General features: G+C 51.1%; 14 protein-coding genes and 2 tRNA genes. 2 read left to right on the plus strand and 14 right to left on the minus strand.

Annotation, left to right across the window (positions count from 1 at the left end; all coding sequences use genetic code 11):
* Positions 1 to 61: 61 nt before the first annotated feature.
* From pgsA to EBB_RS11885, 3 genes are read right to left on the minus strand one after another with little or no spacing between them, the layout of a single operon-like run.
* A complete protein-coding gene (pgsA, locus tag EBB_RS11875; RefSeq protein WP_020482416.1) occupies positions 62 to 622 on the minus strand; it encodes a CDP-diacylglycerol--glycerol-3-phosphate 3-phosphatidyltransferase in 561 nt (186 codons plus the stop codon).
* A complete protein-coding gene (gene uvrC, locus EBB_RS11880; protein WP_192394060.1) occupies positions 612 to 2,450 on the minus strand; it encodes an excinuclease ABC subunit UvrC in 1,839 nt (612 codons plus the stop codon). Before uvrC ends, pgsA begins: the two co-directional genes overlap by 11 nt.
* On the minus strand, positions 2,443 to 3,090 hold the full coding sequence (locus EBB_RS11885; RefSeq protein ID WP_192394061.1) for a uracil-DNA glycosylase: 648 nt from the start codon (positions 3,088 to 3,090) through the stop codon (positions 2,443 to 2,445). The genes uvrC and EBB_RS11885 overlap by 8 nt, the downstream gene beginning before the upstream one ends.
* Before the next feature lie 405 nt (positions 3,091 to 3,495).
* On the opposite strand from EBB_RS11885, the gene EBB_RS11890 reads away from it, so the two are divergent.
* Positions 3,496 to 4,560, plus strand: coding sequence for an OmpA family protein (locus EBB_RS11890; protein WP_192394062.1), 1,065 nt, complete (start codon positions 3,496 to 3,498; stop codon positions 4,558 to 4,560).
* Between the two features lie 87 nt (positions 4,561 to 4,647).
* Here EBB_RS11890 and EBB_RS11895 read toward each other — a convergent pair whose 3' ends face one another.
* The 11 genes from EBB_RS11895 to EBB_RS11945 all read right to left on the minus strand — a co-directional run bounded on the left by EBB_RS11895 (position 4,648) and on the right by EBB_RS11945 (position 16,939).
* The gene (locus EBB_RS11895) at positions 4,648 to 5,607 is read right to left on the minus strand and encodes a GNAT family N-acetyltransferase (protein WP_192394063.1); all 960 of its coding nucleotides are present in this window, start codon (positions 5,605 to 5,607) and stop codon (positions 4,648 to 4,650) included.
* Positions 5,608 to 5,730: 123 nt separating this feature from the next.
* Positions 5,731 to 7,383 carry an alpha-keto acid decarboxylase family protein gene (locus tag EBB_RS11900; protein WP_192394064.1) on the minus strand — a complete coding sequence of 551 codons (1,653 nt, stop codon included), beginning with the start codon at positions 7,381 to 7,383 and terminating at the stop codon, positions 5,731 to 5,733.
* Between the two features lie 248 nt (positions 7,384 to 7,631).
* Positions 7,632 to 9,710 (minus strand): polyribonucleotide nucleotidyltransferase, encoded by a 2,079-nt coding sequence (gene pnp / locus EBB_RS11905; protein WP_192394065.1) that lies wholly within the window; start codon positions 9,708 to 9,710, stop codon positions 7,632 to 7,634.
* Positions 9,711 to 9,794: 84 nt separating this feature from the next.
* Positions 9,795 to 10,064, minus strand: a complete 270-nt coding sequence (rpsO, locus tag EBB_RS11910; protein ID WP_020482423.1) for a 30S ribosomal protein S15 — start codon at positions 10,062 to 10,064, stop codon at positions 9,795 to 9,797.
* 110 nt (positions 10,065 to 10,174) lie between these two features.
* Positions 10,175 to 11,092 (minus strand): tRNA pseudouridine(55) synthase TruB, encoded by a 918-nt coding sequence (truB, locus tag EBB_RS11915; RefSeq protein ID WP_192394066.1) that lies wholly within the window; start codon positions 11,090 to 11,092, stop codon positions 10,175 to 10,177.
* Entirely contained in the window at positions 11,092 to 11,508 is a 417-nt protein-coding gene (gene rbfA / locus EBB_RS11920) for a 30S ribosome-binding factor RbfA (protein WP_192394067.1), read from the minus strand. The genes truB and rbfA overlap by 1 nt, the downstream gene beginning before the upstream one ends.
* Complete coding sequence (gene infB, locus EBB_RS11925; RefSeq protein ID WP_192394068.1) at positions 11,508 to 14,216, minus strand: translation initiation factor IF-2; 2,709 nt, start codon at positions 14,214 to 14,216, stop codon at positions 11,508 to 11,510. Before infB ends, rbfA begins: the two co-directional genes overlap by 1 nt.
* Before the next feature lie 14 nt (positions 14,217 to 14,230).
* Complete coding sequence (nusA, locus tag EBB_RS11930; protein ID WP_192394069.1) at positions 14,231 to 15,742, minus strand: transcription termination factor NusA; 1,512 nt, start codon at positions 15,740 to 15,742, stop codon at positions 14,231 to 14,233.
* On the minus strand, positions 15,732 to 16,217 hold the full coding sequence (rimP, locus tag EBB_RS11935) for a ribosome maturation factor RimP (RefSeq protein ID WP_020482428.1): 486 nt from the start codon (positions 16,215 to 16,217) through the stop codon (positions 15,732 to 15,734). The genes nusA and rimP overlap by 11 nt, the downstream gene beginning before the upstream one ends.
* Positions 16,218 to 16,760: 543 nt before the next feature.
* Positions 16,761 to 16,836, minus strand: a tRNA-Phe gene (locus EBB_RS11940).
* Between the two features lie 27 nt (positions 16,837 to 16,863).
* Positions 16,864 to 16,939 (minus strand) — tRNA-Phe (locus EBB_RS11945).
* A gap of 192 nt (positions 16,940 to 17,131) precedes the next feature.
* Between EBB_RS11945 and EBB_RS11950 the strand changes: the two genes are divergently transcribed.
* Complete coding sequence (locus EBB_RS11950; RefSeq protein ID WP_192394070.1) at positions 17,132 to 17,953, plus strand: HAD-IIA family hydrolase; 822 nt, start codon at positions 17,132 to 17,134, stop codon at positions 17,951 to 17,953.
* The last annotated feature ends 7 nt before the right edge of the window (positions 17,954 to 17,960 follow it).

Genomic DNA, 17,960 nt, shown 5'->3' on the forward strand with positions numbered 1-17,960 from the left:
TCTTATATACAGCTTTACCTGCTGTTTACTCTCTGTTGTGGCAGTATCGATACTGCTTTTATTATTCGTTGATGGTGGAGAACGCCGCGACCAGATAATTAACCATAGACCATAAGGTTAAAATCGCCGACAAGTATAACAACCAGTAACCCATGGTATTGATAGGCAGGCCTAATAAATCATCCCGATAAAGCAACAAACTAACTGCCGTCATTTGCGCCGTGGTTTTCCATTTTCCCAATTGCGAAACCTTGACCTTGGCTCGCTGGCCGATTTCGGCCATCCATTCTCTCAGCGACGCAATCGCAATTTCCCTACCGATAATGATAGCCGCAGGTACTGCAAGATAAGGATTGCCTTGAGCCTGCACCACCAATACCAGTACAAACGCCACCATCAATTTATCAGCCACCGGATCCAGGAAGGCGCCGAATGCAGTTTGCATATTCATTTTTCTGGCAAGATAACCGTCCAGCCAATCGGTGAAGCCGGCAACCAAAAATATCGCCGTGCATGCCAGGTTGGAATACTGCCAAGGCAAATAAAACACAACGGCCAACAAAGGAATGAGGGCGATCCGTAACAGGGTTAAGTAGGTCGGAATGGTAAATCTAATGGCCATCTTGATGGTGAAATGTATCGTAAATTCGCTGCGCTAATTGTCGGCTAATGCCATCTATACTGGCTAAAGCATCCACACCCGCGCTGGACACACCCTGTAACCCGCCAAACTGTTTCAGCAAAACCTGTCGTCTTTTCGGCCCCAGTCCGGCAATATCTTCCAGTACCGATTGCTTGTTAACCTTGCCGCGTCGCTGCCTGTGTCCGGTTATCGCGAAACGATGCGCTTCATCGCGAATCTGTTGAATCAATAGCAAGGCGGAAGCACCTGGTGTCACATCCAAAGGTTGCCGATTGCCGACCAGAATGATTTTCTCCATTCCGGCTTTGCGATCAGGCCCTTTGGCGACGCCGACTATCATAACATCGTTTATCTCCAATTCAGCCAAAGCCTTTTCGGCCTCCGCGACTTGGCCTTTGCCGCCGTCTATTAAAAGGATGTCCGGCGCCGGATGCTCACCATTCTTCAAGCGACTGAAGCGTCTAAAAACCGCCTGATGAATCGCCGCATAGTCATCGCCGCCAGCAATGCCATCGATATTAAAGCGTCGATACTCGGATTTCACCGGCCCTTCTCTATCAAACACCACACAAGACGCCACAGTCTGTTCGCCTTGGGTATGACTAATATCAAAACACTCCAGGCGACTGGGGGTGATGTCGCAGTCCAATTCTTGCTGCAAACTGATAAAGCGCCCTTGCAAACCCTGTCGATCAGCCAGCCTAGCGCTAAGCGCACTGCGGGCATTGGTGATAGCCATTTGCAACCACTTCATCCGTTCGCCGCGCACATTATTGGCAATCGCTACCGAATGTTTGGCCTGTTCGGTCAATACCTCGGCCACCAAAGCCGATTCCGGCAAGGCATGGCTGACGATCAATTCGTGAGGTACGGTTTTGTCCAAATAATATTGGGCGATGAAAGCCTGCAAGATTTCCTCGGGCTGATTTTCATCGCCCACTTTCGGAAAAAACTGCCGGTTGCCCAAATGCTGGCCGTTGCGGATAAAAAATACCTGTACGCAAGCCGCGCCGTTTTTAGCCGCGCAAGCGACAATATCCACATCGCCTTTTTCGCCTTCCACACAATGCTTTTCCAACACCGCCCGCAAGCGGGCGATTTGGTCGCGATAGGCGGCGGCTTGCTCAAATTCCAATTGCGCGGCCGCAGCTTCCATCTTCGCTACCAAGCGATCGATTAGTAAGCCACCCTGCCCCTCCAAAAACAAAATGGTATTCTCCACATCGGCGGCATAGATATCCTTACTGACCAGCCCAACACACGGCGCGGTGCAGCGCTCAATCTGATGTTGCAGACAAGGCCGAGAGCGGGCACTGTAATAGGAATCTTCACATTGCCGCACGGGGAAAATTTTTTGTAATAACTTCAAGGTTTCTTTCACCGCACTGGCGCTGGGATACGGCCCGAAATACTTGCCCCGCCGCTTCTTGGCGCCGCGATGAAAGGTCAGTTGCGGAAAATCGTGGAAACTGGAGATGAACACATAGGGATAGGATTTATCGTCGCGCAAACTGATGTTGTAGCGCGGCTTGTGGCGTTTGATCTGCTGGCTTTCCAGCAATAAGGCTTCGCCCTCCGTGTGGGTAACGGTTACTTCTATCCCGGCAACCTTGGCCACCATCGCCTGCTGTTTGGGCGAGGCATTTTGAGTTCTGAAATAACTGGAAACCCGATTTTTCAGATTCTTGGCTTTGCCGATGTAAATAATCTCGCCTTTCTCGTCCAACATCTTGTAAATGCCGGGACGCTGGGTTAGCGTCTTCAAAAAGGCTTTGGCGTCGAATTCGCCCGGATGAGTTTCAGTCACGGGCAGCCAGCAAATTTTGAATGGTTACAAACACCGCCGCCAGCATCTCCATGCTCAGGCGCTTGGTCTGCACGTTATAGCGACTGCAATGGTAAGAACTGACCAGCGTGTTACCGTCCGGCAATTGAAAGCTGACATGATGAGCGAATTTAGCCGCACTACTCTTTAAACCATAAGCACGCAATACTGCCTGATGGGCGATATTGCCCAAGGCCAATATCACCGAATGTTTCGGTAGGGTTTTAATTTCCGCAGTCAGATAAGGATTGCATTGTTTAATTTCATCGCCGGTAGGTTTGTTTTGCGGCGGCAAACATTTCACGGCATTGGTAATCCGGCAATTGCTAAGCTGCAAACCATCGGCCAAATTTGTCGATGCCAATTGATTGCTGTAACCGAAATCATACAAAGCCTGATACAGCAACAAGCCTGCATAGTCACCGGTAAACGGTCTGCCGGTGGCGTTCGCGCCATGCATACCCGGCGCTAAGCCAACGACTAGCAAGCGCGCTTCCGGATCGCCGAACGGCGCCACCGGTAAGGCATGATAATCGGGATACTTAGCCCGCACCTCGCCGAGAAATTCGCTTAGGCGCGGGCATGCCCGGCAGTCTTGCTTGAAATAGGATGAATAAGTCATAAAACGATAAACACTCAAATTAGCGGAATTTTACCTGAGCCCAAGATTTCTTGCGTCGCTCGCTTTGCTTATTAATTAGTCTGTAAAACATCCTTACTTCCGTCTTCGCCGGAATGACCTTCTCTGGAGAGAACAAGCGACGGCTTGACCGTAAGCAGTCCGAGTCCGGACTTTCAAATCCAAATTAACCAAGTCTGGAAACATCTGGACCGGAATACCGCAAATACCGGCACCGGATAAACCTAAACGTTTGCTAATTGATAAAATTGTGGTATTTTTACAACATGCTGAGCAGAATCTGCAATTCTCTTTGATTTTTAAAGCCTAATTTTTCTAACCATGGCTTTATTAGTCCCTCTCAAAAGCAACCAATTATCTATTTTTACAAATAACAAAGGAGTCTTTATGTTGAAGAAAAGTTTACTGGCAATCGCCACGATGGCGACGCTCGGTTCCGTGTCGACGGCACAAGCCGACGAGTTCCTTGACGATAGATGGTACGCCGCGCCCTTCGGCACTTTCGTACAACCGGGCGGTGATCGTAATGCACATAGCGGTTGGGGTGGCGGCCTGGGCTTGGGTAAGATCATCAACGAACATCTGAACATCGAAATCAGAGGCTTATACCAAAATCTGGAAGGCGCCAAAACCAATGGCAACTGGGATTTGACCGGCGGTACTGTCGATGCGCAGTATTATTTGTTTAGGGATAAATTCTCGCCTTATGCAGTAATCGGTGTGGGCGGTATAAACACTACGCACAATGGCGACAGCGGCGCAGGCTTCATCGGCGAAGCGGGTGCGGGTTTTACCTATGAACTGCACGATAACTTCCTGATTCGCAGCGACGTCCGCTATCGTTACAACAACAACTTCAACGCCAAGTTACAACCTGGTACTGAAGAGTTTCACGACATGACGGTTAACCTGGGTTTCGTGATCCCGTTCGGCGAAAAACCTAAAGCCACTGTGGTCGCTAAAGCCGAGCCGACTCCGCCTCCAGCACCGATGCCGGCTAAACTCGATTGTTCAAAAATGGATGACGACAAAGACGGCGTGAACAATTGCGTCGATAAGTGCCCAACGACACTACCGGGTGTTGAAGTCAGTATCTATGGTTGCTGGATTGTCGATGTGAAATTCGATAACGACAAAGATATTATCAAACCGCAGTACTTCCCAAAACTGGATAAAGTCGTTGACCGCATCAAACAGTATCCTGACATGGCGTTTGAAGTTCAAGGCCATACCAGCAATACCGGTTCGTACAAACACAACCTGGACTTGTCGGAGCGCCGGGCATTGGCGGTTAAGAAATACCTGACCAAAGGCAGCCACTCTCCCAATATCACTTCACACGGTTACAGCTGGGATAGACCTATCGATACCAACGAAACCGAAGAAGGCCGCGCCAATAACCGCCGGGTGCAGTTGGAAGTGGATGGTAAAGCCCAACATACTGTGAAATAGTCAGCAAACCTGGTCAAGTCAATTGATTCAGCGCAAAAACCCGCCGTAAGGCGGGTTTTTTATGCGCGCGAGAGGAAAAGCAAAAAATTACAAACTCAAGGCCCTAAATTCCGCGCATGCGCTTGAACGCTGCCAGACCCGCTCAAACTCTTCGCGCAACGGCCGGTGACGCGCCGGCAAATTAGGACTCCAAAGCCCTTCGTAGCGATTACCCAGCAAACGAAATAAATAGCCGTCGCTATCGTTGACGACAAAAGCAGACGCATATTGCAAATCTTCGGTTTCATCGGGCACACGAATCAGAAAATATGACGGCAAGCGCTGAGCCAATTCCACGACAGGATGAACCTGATTACGCAGGCTGGTTGGATCCTGGACAATGATCTGCACACTGGCGTTACGATTGCTGAGAGCAAATTGTTTCAGAGCCTCGACAAGGTCTTTTTGTCCATATAAAGCAAAATCCAGATCCCGGCTGTAGATATAAATCTGCCGACGAGCCGCCATCACCAATTGCCGGGTAGCGATTAAGGTCGATTCGACTGTCTCCAGCCGGACAGCGTCAACAGAAACTTCTCGGGTCTGAGGTACTGATCGCACCGTTTGCTCAGGCGGCTGCAATATAAGCCGCATAGCCTGGTGCGGAATGCCGGCTTTAGCAAACACTTCGCCTTCCGCGGCAAAACCGAATTTTTGGTAGAACCCCAATGCACTAAGTTGCGCGTTGGCGGTAACGTTGGTTAGCCCCAAGTTACGGGCTTTGTCGATTGCTGCACGCAATAAAGACTCGCCGACGCCTTGACAACGCCATTCGCGCAGAACCGCCATTCGTCCAACCTTGCCCTCCGGCGAAAGTCGACACGTAGCAATTGGCCGATAATCCGCATCCCGCACCAGAAAATGATGGCAATCCGCATCAAGTTCGTCGAACTCTACCTCTAACGGTATTTGCTGTTCGACGACGAACACCAAATGCCGCACATAACGTATATCCTCAAAATCAACGGCGTAGCTGGCTGGCTCGAGATAACAGTTGGCAATTTGCATAGCGCGATGGATGAGTAGTAAGTGAGTGAATCAGTTTAGATCCACTCTGCTGAAAATTCGACTCGGGAAGCCGATTCTATTGCCTACCCGACGGAACGGATGACAAAGAACACAAACCTAGCTTCAAACCTCCCTTTTGATCTTCGACTGCAAATGCTCGGCAAGACGCTTCATCGCTTCCGACGAATCGTTGGCTGCCAGATGGACATTGATGATACTGGGCATACTTTGGTTATTCAGGGCATTGAACAGAGCCTCTTCAAATTCAGCTTCCGTTCTCGCATCGTAGCCGGCTAAGGGCCCGAAGAGCTCTCCTAAGCGATCGAAGCGCCATGGATTAATATCGTTGAATGGGCCCTCGAGAATACAACGCTCCGTACTGTAACCATCGTTGTTAAATACCACCACAATGGGATTCAAACCCAGGCGGGCATGAGTCGACAGCTCGGTACCAGTCATTTGAAACGCCCCATCGCCAGCTAAAATCAATGCTCGGCGATCCGGACGCGCGATTTGCGCACCTAACGCAGCCGGCACAGCAAAACCCATCGTGGTGTAAAAAGCCGAAGCCAAAAATTCACTTTGCTCGTGTACGCGTAAATCGATAGCTGCAAACAGACAATCACCGACATCGCACACCACGATCATGTCGTTACTTAACGCACTATTCAGCCGCTCGACCAATCTGGCAGTTGTGATTGGCCGGTCGGATTCCGGAAAAGCATAGTTTTTGGGCGGTTCCGGAATGGATACGTAACTTGTGGCGGATTTATTAACCGAGCCGGCTAAAGCCCCGAGAAAATCTTCCAAGGCGATGCCAGGGTAACGATGCGCACTGATCACCACCTCATTCAAGGCCGCGCGGATGGTCGAATGTGAGTTCAGTTTTGCCGTGTAGATGCCGGTATCGATTTCATTCAATGTCACGCCCAACATCAACAGTAAATCGGACTTTTCGACTCTGTCGCGCACAGCCTCAGAACTCATCGCGCCTTCGTAAATCCCCAGATACGCCGGATGCCGTTCGGACATCACCGATTTACCGGTTAGCGTGGCTACTACGGGCAAGCCGGTACGTTCGACAAACTCGGCCAAAGCCGCTTGCAGCCCGCGTCTATGTAATTCAACGCCCGCGACGATCATAGGCGACTTGGCGTGTGCTAACAGCGCCATGGTTTCCGCAATCGCTTCGGATAAAGCCGCTTGGTCACTGGTAAATCTTTCCACCGTCTCGGTCGGCATGGGATAGCCTTCCGCCATCACCAAATCACGGGGAAGCTCAATGTACACCGGTTTACAACAGCGGCGCGCGGCTTCGATGGCATGGTCGATTTGCCGAAAGGCGATTACCGGGTCGTTTAGCACCACTGACGCACAGCTAATGCGTTCAAAAATTTCCCGCTGGAATGTAAATGGCCCAAAACGATGGTGAATTAACGGATCGTCTTTTTGCTCGCTGACGCCGGGTGCCCCGCTGATAAGTACCACCGGGGACGATTCCGCGTAAGCACCGGCAATCGCATTGACTGTGTTTAAGGCGCCGACGCCGTATGTCACTGCCAGCGCGCCCATACCTACGCAACGCGCGTAGCCGTCGGCCGCGAAGGCTGCGGAATCCTCCCGAGTGGTGCCGATATGCCGCACCTGACTTTTTATCATCAGATCATAAAATCCCAGCACGTAGTCACCAGGCACACCAAAGATGTCTTTTACGCCAGCCTGATATAGGCGTTTGAGGAGGTATTGTCCAATCGTGTCGAATTTGGCAGTGCTCATAGCGCTTTGAAACCTCCGAATAGAATTAAACCGTGAGCACTGATTCGCAAAAGACCAATGTTGCTCAACCGTTTTAACAGGATGCTTAGGGGTCAATACTGCTAAGCCCCGCCTAAAAAGTCAACAGACATTCAAAGTCCCCAGAAATTAAGATTCAAAAGCATCACAATCGCGGCGACATAAGATTCCGAATTTCAGCCACAAAAAAAGGGCCTTGCGGCCCTTTTCGTTGCGGAGTCGAACCGAATTTATTCGCTATCGACTTCTTTCATGCTCAAGCGCACGCGGCCTTGACGGTCGATTTCCAGCACTTTGACTTTGACGACATCGCCTTCCGACAGTTTGTCGCTAACTTTTTCCACACGCTCGTCGGAGATTTGCGAAATATGCACCAAACCGTCTTTGCCCGGCAGAATGGTCACGAACGCGCCGAAGTCCATCAAGCGCACCACTTTGCCTTCGTAGACTTTGCCTACTTCGACTTCAGCGGTAATCTCTTCGATCATGCGTCGAGCTTCTTCGCCGGCGGCTCTATCGACAGAGGCAACATTCACCACGCCGTCGTCGGTCAAATCAATGCTGGCGCCGGTTTGCTCGGTAATAGCACGGATGGTAACCCCGCCTTTGCCGATAACTTCGCGGATTTTAGCCGGATCGATTTTAAAGGTAATGATGCGCGGCGCGAAGTCGGACATTTCAGAACGGGTGCTGGACAAGGCTTTGTTCATCTCGCCCAAAATGTGCAGACGGCCTTGTTTAGCTTGTTCCAAAGCGACTTTCATAATTTCGGCAGTGATACCGTCGATTTTGATGTCCATTTGCAGCGCTGTGACGCCATTTTCGGAACCAGCTACTTTAAAGTCCATGTCACCCAAATGATCTTCATCACCCAGGATGTCGGACAGTACTGCAAATTTATCGCCTTCTTTGATCAGACCCATGGCAATCCCGGCCACAGGGGCTTTGATCGGCACACCGGCATCCATCAAGGCCAAACTGCTACCGCAGACTGAAGCCATTGAACTGGAGCCGTTGGATTCGGTGATTTCCGAAACCACGCGAATCACGTAAGGAAACTCCGCCATGTTAGGCAATACTGCCGCCACACCGCGTTTTGCTAAACGGCCGTGACCGATTTCCCGACGTTTTGGCGAGCCGACGAAACCGGTTTCACCCACGCTGTAAGGAGGGAAGTTGTAATGCAGCATAAACGGGTCTTTATATTCGCCCGATAATGCGTCGATGATTTGCGCATCGCGTTCGGTACCCAGAGTCGCGACAACCAAGGCTTGGGTTTCACCACGAGTGAACAATGCCGAACCGTGGGTTCTAGGCAGCACACCGGTTCTAACCATGATAGGTCTGACCGTGGTCAAATCGCGACCGTCAATACGTTTGCGGTCGTTCAGAATCGCGCCGCGCACCACGTCATATTCTAGGTGTTCGATGACGTTACGGATGTCTTTTTCGTTATACAGACCATCAACTGTCAGTTTTTCAACTACCGCGCTTCTGATTGCACTCAGTGTGTCTTGTCTGACCAGTTTTTCCGCAATCTGGTAAGCCGCTTTGATGCTTTGCTCGGCTTCGGCAGCCACTGCTGCTTTTAATGCTGTGTTGGTTTCAGCTGGTGTCCAGGTCACAGCAGGCGTGCCAACCGCAGCGGCAAAATCGTTTATCGCGTTGATCGCTACTTGCATTTGTTCGTGACCGAACAATACCGCGCCTAGCATCACTTCTTCGGACAACAAATCGGCTTCCGATTCAACCATTAATACCGCATGCTGAGTACCGGCAACCACCAATTGCAATTGCGATTCTTTCAGTGAGGGTTTGTCTGGGTTCAGTAAATAAGCGCCGTCTTTATAACCGACGCAAGCCGCGCCCAACGGGCCGTTAAAAGGCAAACCGGATACTGCCAAAGCAGCAGAGGCACCCAATAGCGCTGGAATTTCGGTATCCACGTCAGGATTCAGCGACACGACAGTAGCAATAATCTGTACTTCGTTAGTGAAACCTTCCGGAAACAGCGGACGAATCGGTCTGTCGATCAGGCGGGAAATCAGGGTTTCTGTTTCGCTAGGACGGCCTTCACGTTTGAAAAATCCGCCGGGGATTTTACCGGCCGCAAATGCTTTTTCCTGGTAGTTAACGGTAAGCGGAAAAAAATCGCCGCCGCTAGCTTCTTTTTTACCCACAACCGTCACCAGCAGCGAGGTGCCTTCGACATCGATCATCACCGCGCCATTGGCTTGACGGGCAATTTCACCGGTGGATAAGGTGACGAGACGATCGCCGTACTGAAATTCTTTCCTGATAGGATTCACTATAAGGTTCCTTTGTTTAAAGGTTATGCTGAAATGTGCCTTAAAGCAGAAACGGCGCCCGATGCGCCGTTTCCAGTTTTGGTGCTACTTACGGATGCCCAAACGCTCAATCAATGAGCGGTAACGCGCAACCTCGGTGTTTTTCAAGTAATCCAACAGTTTACGGCGTTGGTTTACCATGCGCAGCAAGCCGCGGCGCGAGTGATTGTCTTTTTTGTGCGTAGCAAAATGCGGAGTCAGTTGATTAATGTTGGCGGTCAACAAGGCCACTTGGACTTCGGTTGAACCGGTATCGGTGTCTGACAAACGATATTCTTCAACGATGGCTTTCTTTTGTTCTGCGGTTAATGACATTCTTAATCCCTATCGATTAATTTTGATTGAATAAAGGTCACCGTGTGATGACCGTGTAGCCGCTGTTTCCACAATAGGGTGTAGATACTTTGCGGTTTTTTCCTGAAAAATCAAGTTGCTTGATCTTCCAAAAGAAATAGTTTTTTCGGCGCTAGTTTACCATCCAATAGGATTTCCCCCAACCCCAAAAAGGCCTGCGGCGAGTATATTCTGACCTGTCCGGCCATACCGCCGTTAAAGGCTATGCGCTGCCCCAGCTTGATTTTTTCTGCCTGTTCAGCGGACAAAGATACCTCCGGGATGGCTTTCAGGGGTACATCTAGCGCGATCAAGGTAGTCTGCAATTCTGCAACGTCCATGGCCTGCAACTGCTGCAAGGTATGAGCCTGATCAAAATCGAACATGCCCGCCTTGGTTCTGCGTAGCGCGGTTACCGTACCGCAAGTCCCCAGCCACTGACCAATATCTTCGGCCAGCGAACGGATATAAGTACCCTTGGAGCAAAATACATCCAGTTTCAATTGCCCTAATTCGGCATCGAAATTTAACAGCTGCAATTCATAAATAGTGATCGCCCTGGGCTGCCGATCTACGGTTTTACCTTCCCTGGCCAATTCGTAAAGCTTCTTGCCTTGATGCTTGAGCGCCGAATACATCGGCGGCACCTGCTCAATCGGGCCAGTAAAGTGTTGCAAACAAGCTTGTAAGCGCGCGCCATCCAGTGCCGGCACCGGCATTTCAGCGACGATTTTACCTTCGCTATCGCCGGTATCGGTCATTACGCCTAACTGTATCGTTACTTGATAACGCTTATCGTCATCCAGCATTAAGGCCGATACCTTGGTCGCCTCGCCGAAGCATAATGGCAACAAACCGGTCGCCAGGGGATCCAGCGCCCCGGTATGCCCAGCCTTGTTGGCATTGAATAATCGTCTGACTTCCTGCAAGGCCTGATTGGACGACGCACCTAAACGTTTATCGAGCAGCACGATGCCATGCACATCGCGCCCGGACTTACGTTTTGCCATCAATCGTCCTGTTGTGGTTTATCGGCCCCAGCTTCCGGCGCAGCACCAGCATCCTTAACTTCTTCGTGATGCAAATCACCCAGTAACTCGGCGACGCGCATCCCGGTGTCGAAGGAGTGGTCATAGTAAAAATGCAACTCCGAGATATGCCGCAAACGCATGCGCCTGGCCAGCTCATGCCGGATAAACGGCGAGATTTCGTTCAACACCTTCACATTCGCGCGCTTAGCGGCATCATCCTGGGCATCCAACACTGTCACGAATATCTTGGCAACCGCCAAATCCTTGGACAATTCGACGTCGTTAATCGTGACAAAACCCAAGCGGCTGTCATCGACATCACGTTGTAATATCGACGCCAACTCTTTCTGCATTTCCGATGCAACCCGCTGACTGCGGCCGAACTCTCTTGCCATTAGATTTCCCGTCTGACTTCGATACGTTCAAACACTTCGATCTGATCACCGTTTTGTACATCGTTGTAGTTTTTCACACCGATACCGCATTCCATGCCCATTTTCACTTCATTGACATCGTCTTTGAAGCGGCGCAAGGATTCCAGCTGGCCTTCGTAAATCACCACGTTGTTGCGCAATACGCGAATCGGCAGATTGCGTTTGACGAAGCCGTCGATAACCATACAACCGGCCACCGCACCGAACTTCGGCGAACGGAATACGTCCCGCACCTCGGCCAGACCGACGATTTTTTCCTGAATCTCCGGCGCCAACATACCGCTGATCGCGCGTTTCACCTCGTCGATCGCTTCGTAGATGATGCTGTAGTAATGCAGATCGATGTCTTTTTCTTCAATCAATTTCCGCGCTACCGCATCGGCACGCACGTTGAAACCGATCAAAATCGCGCTGGATGCCAAAGCCAGGTTGGCGTCGCCTTCGTTAATACCACCGACACCACCGTAGATGCATTTAACTTGTACTTCTTCGGTGGACAAACCGACCAACGACTCACGCAAGGCTTCCAAACTGCCTTGCACGTCGGTTTTGATAACGACGTTAAGTGTGGAAGTTTCGCCGGCGGACATCCGCGAGAACACATCGTCCAATTTTGACGCATGCTGTGCTGCGTGACGGGTGGAACGCTTACGATCTTCCCGGTGAGCGGCAAGCTCTCTAGCAACCCGTTCATTCTGAACCACCAGGAATTCATCACCCGCGTCCGGGGTACCGGACAAGCCGAGAATTTCCACCGGCATACTAGGCCCAGCCGACTTAATAGCGTGCGCATTTTCGTCGAACATCGCCCTTATCCGGCCATATTCGTGGCCGCAAAGGACGAACTCGCCTTTGCTCAGCGTACCTTTTTGAATCAAGATGGTGGCGACCGCACCACGGCCTCTATCCAGACGTGATTCAATACAAATACCGGAAGCAATACCATCCACCGGCGCTTTCAATTCCAGCACTTCCGCCTGGACAATCAAAGCCTCGATCAATTCGTCGATACCGGTACCCACTTTCGCAGATACCTTCAGGAATTGCACATCGCCGCCCCACTCTTCCGGCACTACATTCAGCGTAGCCAGTTCCTGCATGACGCGATCGGGATTAGCTTCCGGCTTGTCGATTTTGTTCAAGGCCACGATGATGGGCACATTCGCGGCGCGCGCATGATCGATGGCTTCCCTGGTTTGCGGCATCACACCGTCGTCAGCAGCCACCACCACGATCACGATGTCGGTTACTTCCGCACCACGAGCCCGCATCGCGGTAAACGCGGCATGGCCTGGCGTATCCAGGAATGTGACCGCACCGTGGTCGGTTTTGACCTGATACGCACCAATGTGCTGAGTAATCCCGCCCGCTTCGCCGGCAGCCACACGAGTTTTGCGGATGTAATCCAACAAAGAGGTTTTACCGTGGTCGACGTGGCCCATGATGGTAACGATAGGTGCTCTCAGCTGAACTTTACGTTCATCGCTGTCACCTTGCACTTCGGCCAGCATTTCCTGTTCGAAGTCATCCTCGCTCTGCATGATGGCTTTGTGGCCCATCTCTTCAACCAAAATCACCGCCGTTTCCTGGTCGATGGTTTGATTGATCGTGGACATGATGCCCAGCTTCATCAAATGCTTGATGACTTCGGCAGCCTTGATGTTCATTTTTGCAGCCAAATCCGAAACCACGATGGTTTCCGGAATGGTGACGTCATACACAGTCGGCGCCAGCGGCTTTTCGAACTTATGTCGACCTTGATTAAGATCCGGTTCGAACTCCGGTTTTTCCCGACGCGATGGTGCCTTGCCTTTTTTGCCTTTGCCGCCGCGACGCGCGGCATCCCCGCCACCACCGATATCGCCATCGGTAGTCGGGCCGCGAGTGGGCTTGAATTCGGCCTTTTTCTTATGCAGCGTGGTTTGCTGCTGCTTGGCTTCGGCTTTTTGTTTGACTTTTTCCGCGGTTCTTTGCACCGCAGCTTCCAACCTTTCTTTCTTTTCTTTTTCCAGACGCTGCTCTTCGGTCAGCTCCGGCGCCGCAATCGGGGCGGGTGCTTCAGCCTTAGCAACCAGCTCAGTCTGCGCTTCGGCAACAACCGGCAACTCCTCAGTCACCTGCTGCTCTGCCGCAATCGGTTCTGCGGTTGCCGTCACAGCCGGCACGGACACCTCAACCGGCTGAGCAATTTCCGCACTGACTACTTGCTCTTCCTGTACAGATTGAGCAGCCTTCTGCTCATGCAAGTGCTTACGCTTTTCTTCTTCGATAGCTTGTTGCCGTCTCTGTTCTTCCAAAGCTTGTTTGGCTAATTCGGCCTGTCTTAGCTCGTCGTTTACAGAGGAGGCATCGCTGCGTTTGATATATGTCTTTTGCTTGCGCACCTCGACACTGACGGTTTTCACAGCTGTACCCGGCGGTGAGGATTGTCTTAACTCAGTTTTGGTACTGCGTTTCAAGGTAATGCGTTTGGGGGCGGCGGCTTCCTGATCGGCGTCCGACTTGCCGTGGCGCTTGCGCAAGTGCGCGAGTAATTTGACTTTCTCTTCATCGTTTATCACATCGTCGGGCGCGCTGGCGGTCAAGCCGGCTTCCTTCAATTGTTCTAAAAAACGTTCCAAGGGGATGCCAACAACCTCTGCCAATTCCTGTACTGTTTTATCGCTCATAATATCCTCCTGCCTCAGCCCTTATCCTCTGCGAACCAAGATTCGCGGGCTTTCATGATTAGTTTACCAGCACGCTCCTCGGTCATGCCGGTAAATTCGATAATGTCGTCTATCGCCTGCTCCGCCAAGTCGTCCAAGGTCACAATACCCTTGGCCGCCATTTGGTGCGCCAACTCTTCGTCCATGCCTTCCATCGCCAACAATTCCTCGCTAGGCACGGCGGTTTCAATTTTTTCTTCGGATGCGATAGCACTGATCAACAAAGCATCCTTGGCGCGAGTGCGCAAAGCTTCCACCAACTCTTCGTCGAAGCCTTCGATTTCCAACATTTCGTCGACGGGAATGTACGCAATTTCCTCGATATTATTTAATCCCACATCAACCAAAATGCTGGCGATTTCTTCATCGACATCCAGCAACTCCATGAACTGCTGCTTGGATTTGGCTGCTGCTTCGTCGTGGTTTTTATCTACCTGCGCGGCGTCTTGAATATTTAGCTCCCAACCTGTCAATTCGGTCGCCAAGCGCACGTTTTGACCACCGCGACCGATAGCTTGCGACAAACTGTCGGTGGCAACGGCCACGTCCATGCTGTGCTTATCTTCATCGACCACAATCGATTGAATTTCCGCCGGCGACATTGCATTAATCACGAATTGCGCGTCGTTGCCGTTCCATAAAATAATATCGACCCGCTCGCCCGCCAATTCATTCGAGATAGCTTGTACTCGGGAGCCGCGCATACCGACACAGGCACCAATGGGGTCCAGGCGCGGGTCGTTGGCTCTGACGGCAATTTTCGCGCGGGAACCGGGATCGCGAGCCGCCGCCAAAATGTCGATCAAACCTTCACCGACTTCCGGCACTTCCAAACGAAACAGTGCGATCAATAATTCAGGCGCGGTGCGGCTGACAAACAATTGCGGACCGCGCGGCTCGGAGCGCACCGCTTTCAAATAACCGCGCACCCTGTCACCCATTCTGACCGGCTCTTTCGGGATCATATCTTCCCGGGCAATATAGGCTTCGACATGACCACCCAAATCCAGGTAAACACTGCCTTTTTCCAAGCGCTTGACGACGCCGGTGACCAACTCGCCGACGCGATCTTGATAGGCTTCGACAATTTTCTTGCGCTCGGCTTCGCGAACTTTCTGAATGATGACTTGCTTGGCGGTTTGCGCGGCAATCCGGCAAAAATCGACCGATTCGATTTCTTCTTCCACATAATCACCAACTTGAATATTGGGATTGTCGAATTGCGCAACTTCCAGCAACACCTGCCAGCCAGGATGCTCGACATCACCATTGATTTCCGGATTGGCATCAACCACCAGCCATCGACGATAGGTCGAATAATCGCCGGTATGGCGATCAATGGCTACTCTGGCCTTAATCGGGTTTTCGTAACGCTTGACGGTCGCCGCTTCCAAAGCGGACTCAATGGCCTGAAAGATAATTTCCTTGTCTATTTCCTTTTCGTTAGCAAAAACGTCTGCTACTAATAAAATCTCTTTATTTGCCACTGCGACCTCCTTTAGTGAGTAAGTAATCCGGCACCAAGCGTGCCTTGCTCATTGCCTGAAACGGGATGTTTAATAATTGTTCGCCATCCTGCAACAGAACAGTCTCGCCTTCGACGGCCTTAATCTGCCCGGTAATTTTGCGGCGTTTATCGATGGGTTTAAATAAACTCACCAGTACAGTGCTCCCCAAAAAACGTTGAAATTGGCTGAGCTTGAAAAACGGCCGATCCGCACCAGGCGAAGAAACTTCCAACTGATATTCGCCTTGAATCGGATCTTCGACATCCAAAGCTCCGCTGAGCTGATGACTGACCTTGGTGCAATCTTCCAGCAAAATACCGTTTTCGCTGTCGATATAAATGCGCAACATGCCGTGTGTCGGATGCGGGTTGTACTCTATCCCCACACACTCATAGCCAAGACCTTCCACAATTGGCTCGATCAAATCCACCAAATGTTCAGGAGCCTGTTTCATTAACGCCTCGCCTTTTCAAACCCAAAAAAAAAGAGCCTCAGGCTCTTCCATAAACAACCAAAACCCGTAGGCTTCGCGTTTTCGAAAGCCCACAAAAGAAAAAACCCCTTATAGGGGCTTTCTTAGCAAAACCACGCCTGAAACAGCATTAAGGGTAATACACTCGTTTATCGAGACGATAATCTCAAAAAAACCACGCTTGTCAGGAAATAATTTACCGCCTCAAAAACTGCGGCGAAAAATTAAAGACCGAATTATAACCATATCTTTCAAGGATGTAAATCGGCATTACACGCCACCGTATAATGAACTTGGCCAAATACTGAAACCTGCACTCTCGACAGAATTGTGTTCGCACCGAAATTTACAAGGTTGACATTGGAGACGAAGCCTGCAAGCTCGCGCGCCGGCAAAATCTCAAAAAGAAATAGCATTGAATTGAGGCGCTACGCCAGCTGCTTGCTAACTGAAACGAGGGAAATCATGGATTTGAGAGGCTTCAGCCGATCAAACGCTATTGCGAGGAGAATATTTGTGTTTAGGTGGTGCCCAGGGACAGAATCGAACTGTCGACACGAGGATTTTCAGTCCTCTGCTCTACCGACTGAGCTACCTGGGCAGCGTCTTAACCTAAAACCAGAATGAATGGTGCCCAGGGACAGAATCGAACTGTCGACACGAGGATTTTCAGTCCTCTGCTCTACCGACTGAGCTACCTGGGCGTCAAGAGCCGCGCATTAAACTAGGTTACAAACAATTAGTCAAGGAAAATACCGCTATTCCCGGCTAACTGGACAGCAAGCGGTGATGTATGCAATTCTTGCGCACCGCAAATTCCTGACATTTTTAGCGCTAAATATCAGACTTTGCAGACACAAACCCCATTTAAACAACCCAAGCAACCGAGACCGTTTATGCAAGCTTTCACCGACATCCGCGCCCTAATCATAGACATGGATGGCGTACTTTGGCACGGCGACCGCGCTCAAGCCGGACTTGTTGAGTTTTTTCAGACCTTGCGCGATTTAGAACTACCTTTCATCCTGGCTACCAATAACGCCAGCCTGACAGCAGAACAATACGTCGACAAGCTGGCAAAAATGGGCGTGACAGTAGCCTTGAATGAGATACTGACGTCGGGGATGGCCACCGCGCTGTATTTGTCTGAACGCTACGATCCACAAACTACTCGGGTATTTGTGATTGGCGGCATCGGAGCCAGGCAACCGCTGCTGGATTTAGGCTTTAAACTTACCGGACTTTACGAGACCGAGCCAGACCAGCGCGCGCATCTGGTTGTTTGCGGCATGGACAAAGAATTAAGCTGGGACAAACTAGCCACCGCCACTCTGAATCTGCGAGCCGGCGCGCACTTCATCGGCACCAACGGCGACCTTTCGCTACCGACCGAACGCGGCGAAACGCACGGCAACGGCGCCATTTTGGCGGGCTTGACCGCTTCCACCGGCATTAAGCCGATGATTATCGGCAAACCGGAGCCTATCATTTACCGACAAGCATTGAGCCTGCTGAATGTCGAGCCCGCCTATACTGTCGCCATCGGCGACCGGCTGGACACCGACATTCTCGGCGCAGTGCGCACCGGTATCCGCAGCCTGATGGTACTCAGCGGCGTATCCACCGAACAAGATGTCGCCGCAGCCGATTTCGGTCCAACCTGGATTGTGCCAGACATACGCGACATCACCGAAAGCTTGCGCAACAGTAAACTCTAAGCTCATT

Origin of the sequence: Methylomonas fluvii, from assembly GCF_014850975.1 — a bacterium.
Classification (GTDB): domain Bacteria; phylum Pseudomonadota; class Gammaproteobacteria; order Methylococcales; family Methylomonadaceae; genus Methylomonas; species Methylomonas fluvii.

Coding starts and splice junctions, on each gene's coding strand:
- rpsO (WP_020482423.1), bottom strand. CDS start 10,064: ATGTCATTAACCGCAGAACAAAAGAAAGCCATCGTTGAAGAATATCGT.
- EBB_RS11895 (WP_192394063.1), bottom strand. CDS start 5,607: ATGCAAATTGCCAACTGTTATCTCGAGCCAGCCAGCTACGCCGTTGAT.
- EBB_RS11900 (WP_192394064.1), bottom strand. CDS start 7,383: ATGAGCACTGCCAAATTCGACACGATTGGACAATACCTCCTCAAACGC.
- EBB_RS11890 (WP_192394062.1), top strand. CDS start 3,496: ATGTTGAAGAAAAGTTTACTGGCAATCGCCACGATGGCGACGCTCGGT.
- EBB_RS11885 (WP_192394061.1), bottom strand. CDS start 3,090: ATGACTTATTCATCCTATTTCAAGCAAGACTGCCGGGCATGCCCGCGC.
- pgsA (WP_020482416.1), bottom strand. CDS start 622: ATGGCCATTAGATTTACCATTCCGACCTACTTAACCCTGTTACGGATC.
- rbfA (WP_192394067.1), bottom strand. CDS start 11,508: ATGGCAAGAGAGTTCGGCCGCAGTCAGCGGGTTGCATCGGAAATGCAG.
- EBB_RS11950 (WP_192394070.1), top strand. CDS start 17,132: ATGCAAGCTTTCACCGACATCCGCGCCCTAATCATAGACATGGATGGC.
- truB (WP_192394066.1), bottom strand. CDS start 11,092: ATGGCAAAACGTAAGTCCGGGCGCGATGTGCATGGCATCGTGCTGCTC.
- rimP (WP_020482428.1), bottom strand. CDS start 16,217: ATGAAACAGGCTCCTGAACATTTGGTGGATTTGATCGAGCCAATTGTG.
- infB (WP_192394068.1), bottom strand. CDS start 14,216: ATGAGCGATAAAACAGTACAGGAATTGGCAGAGGTTGTTGGCATCCCC.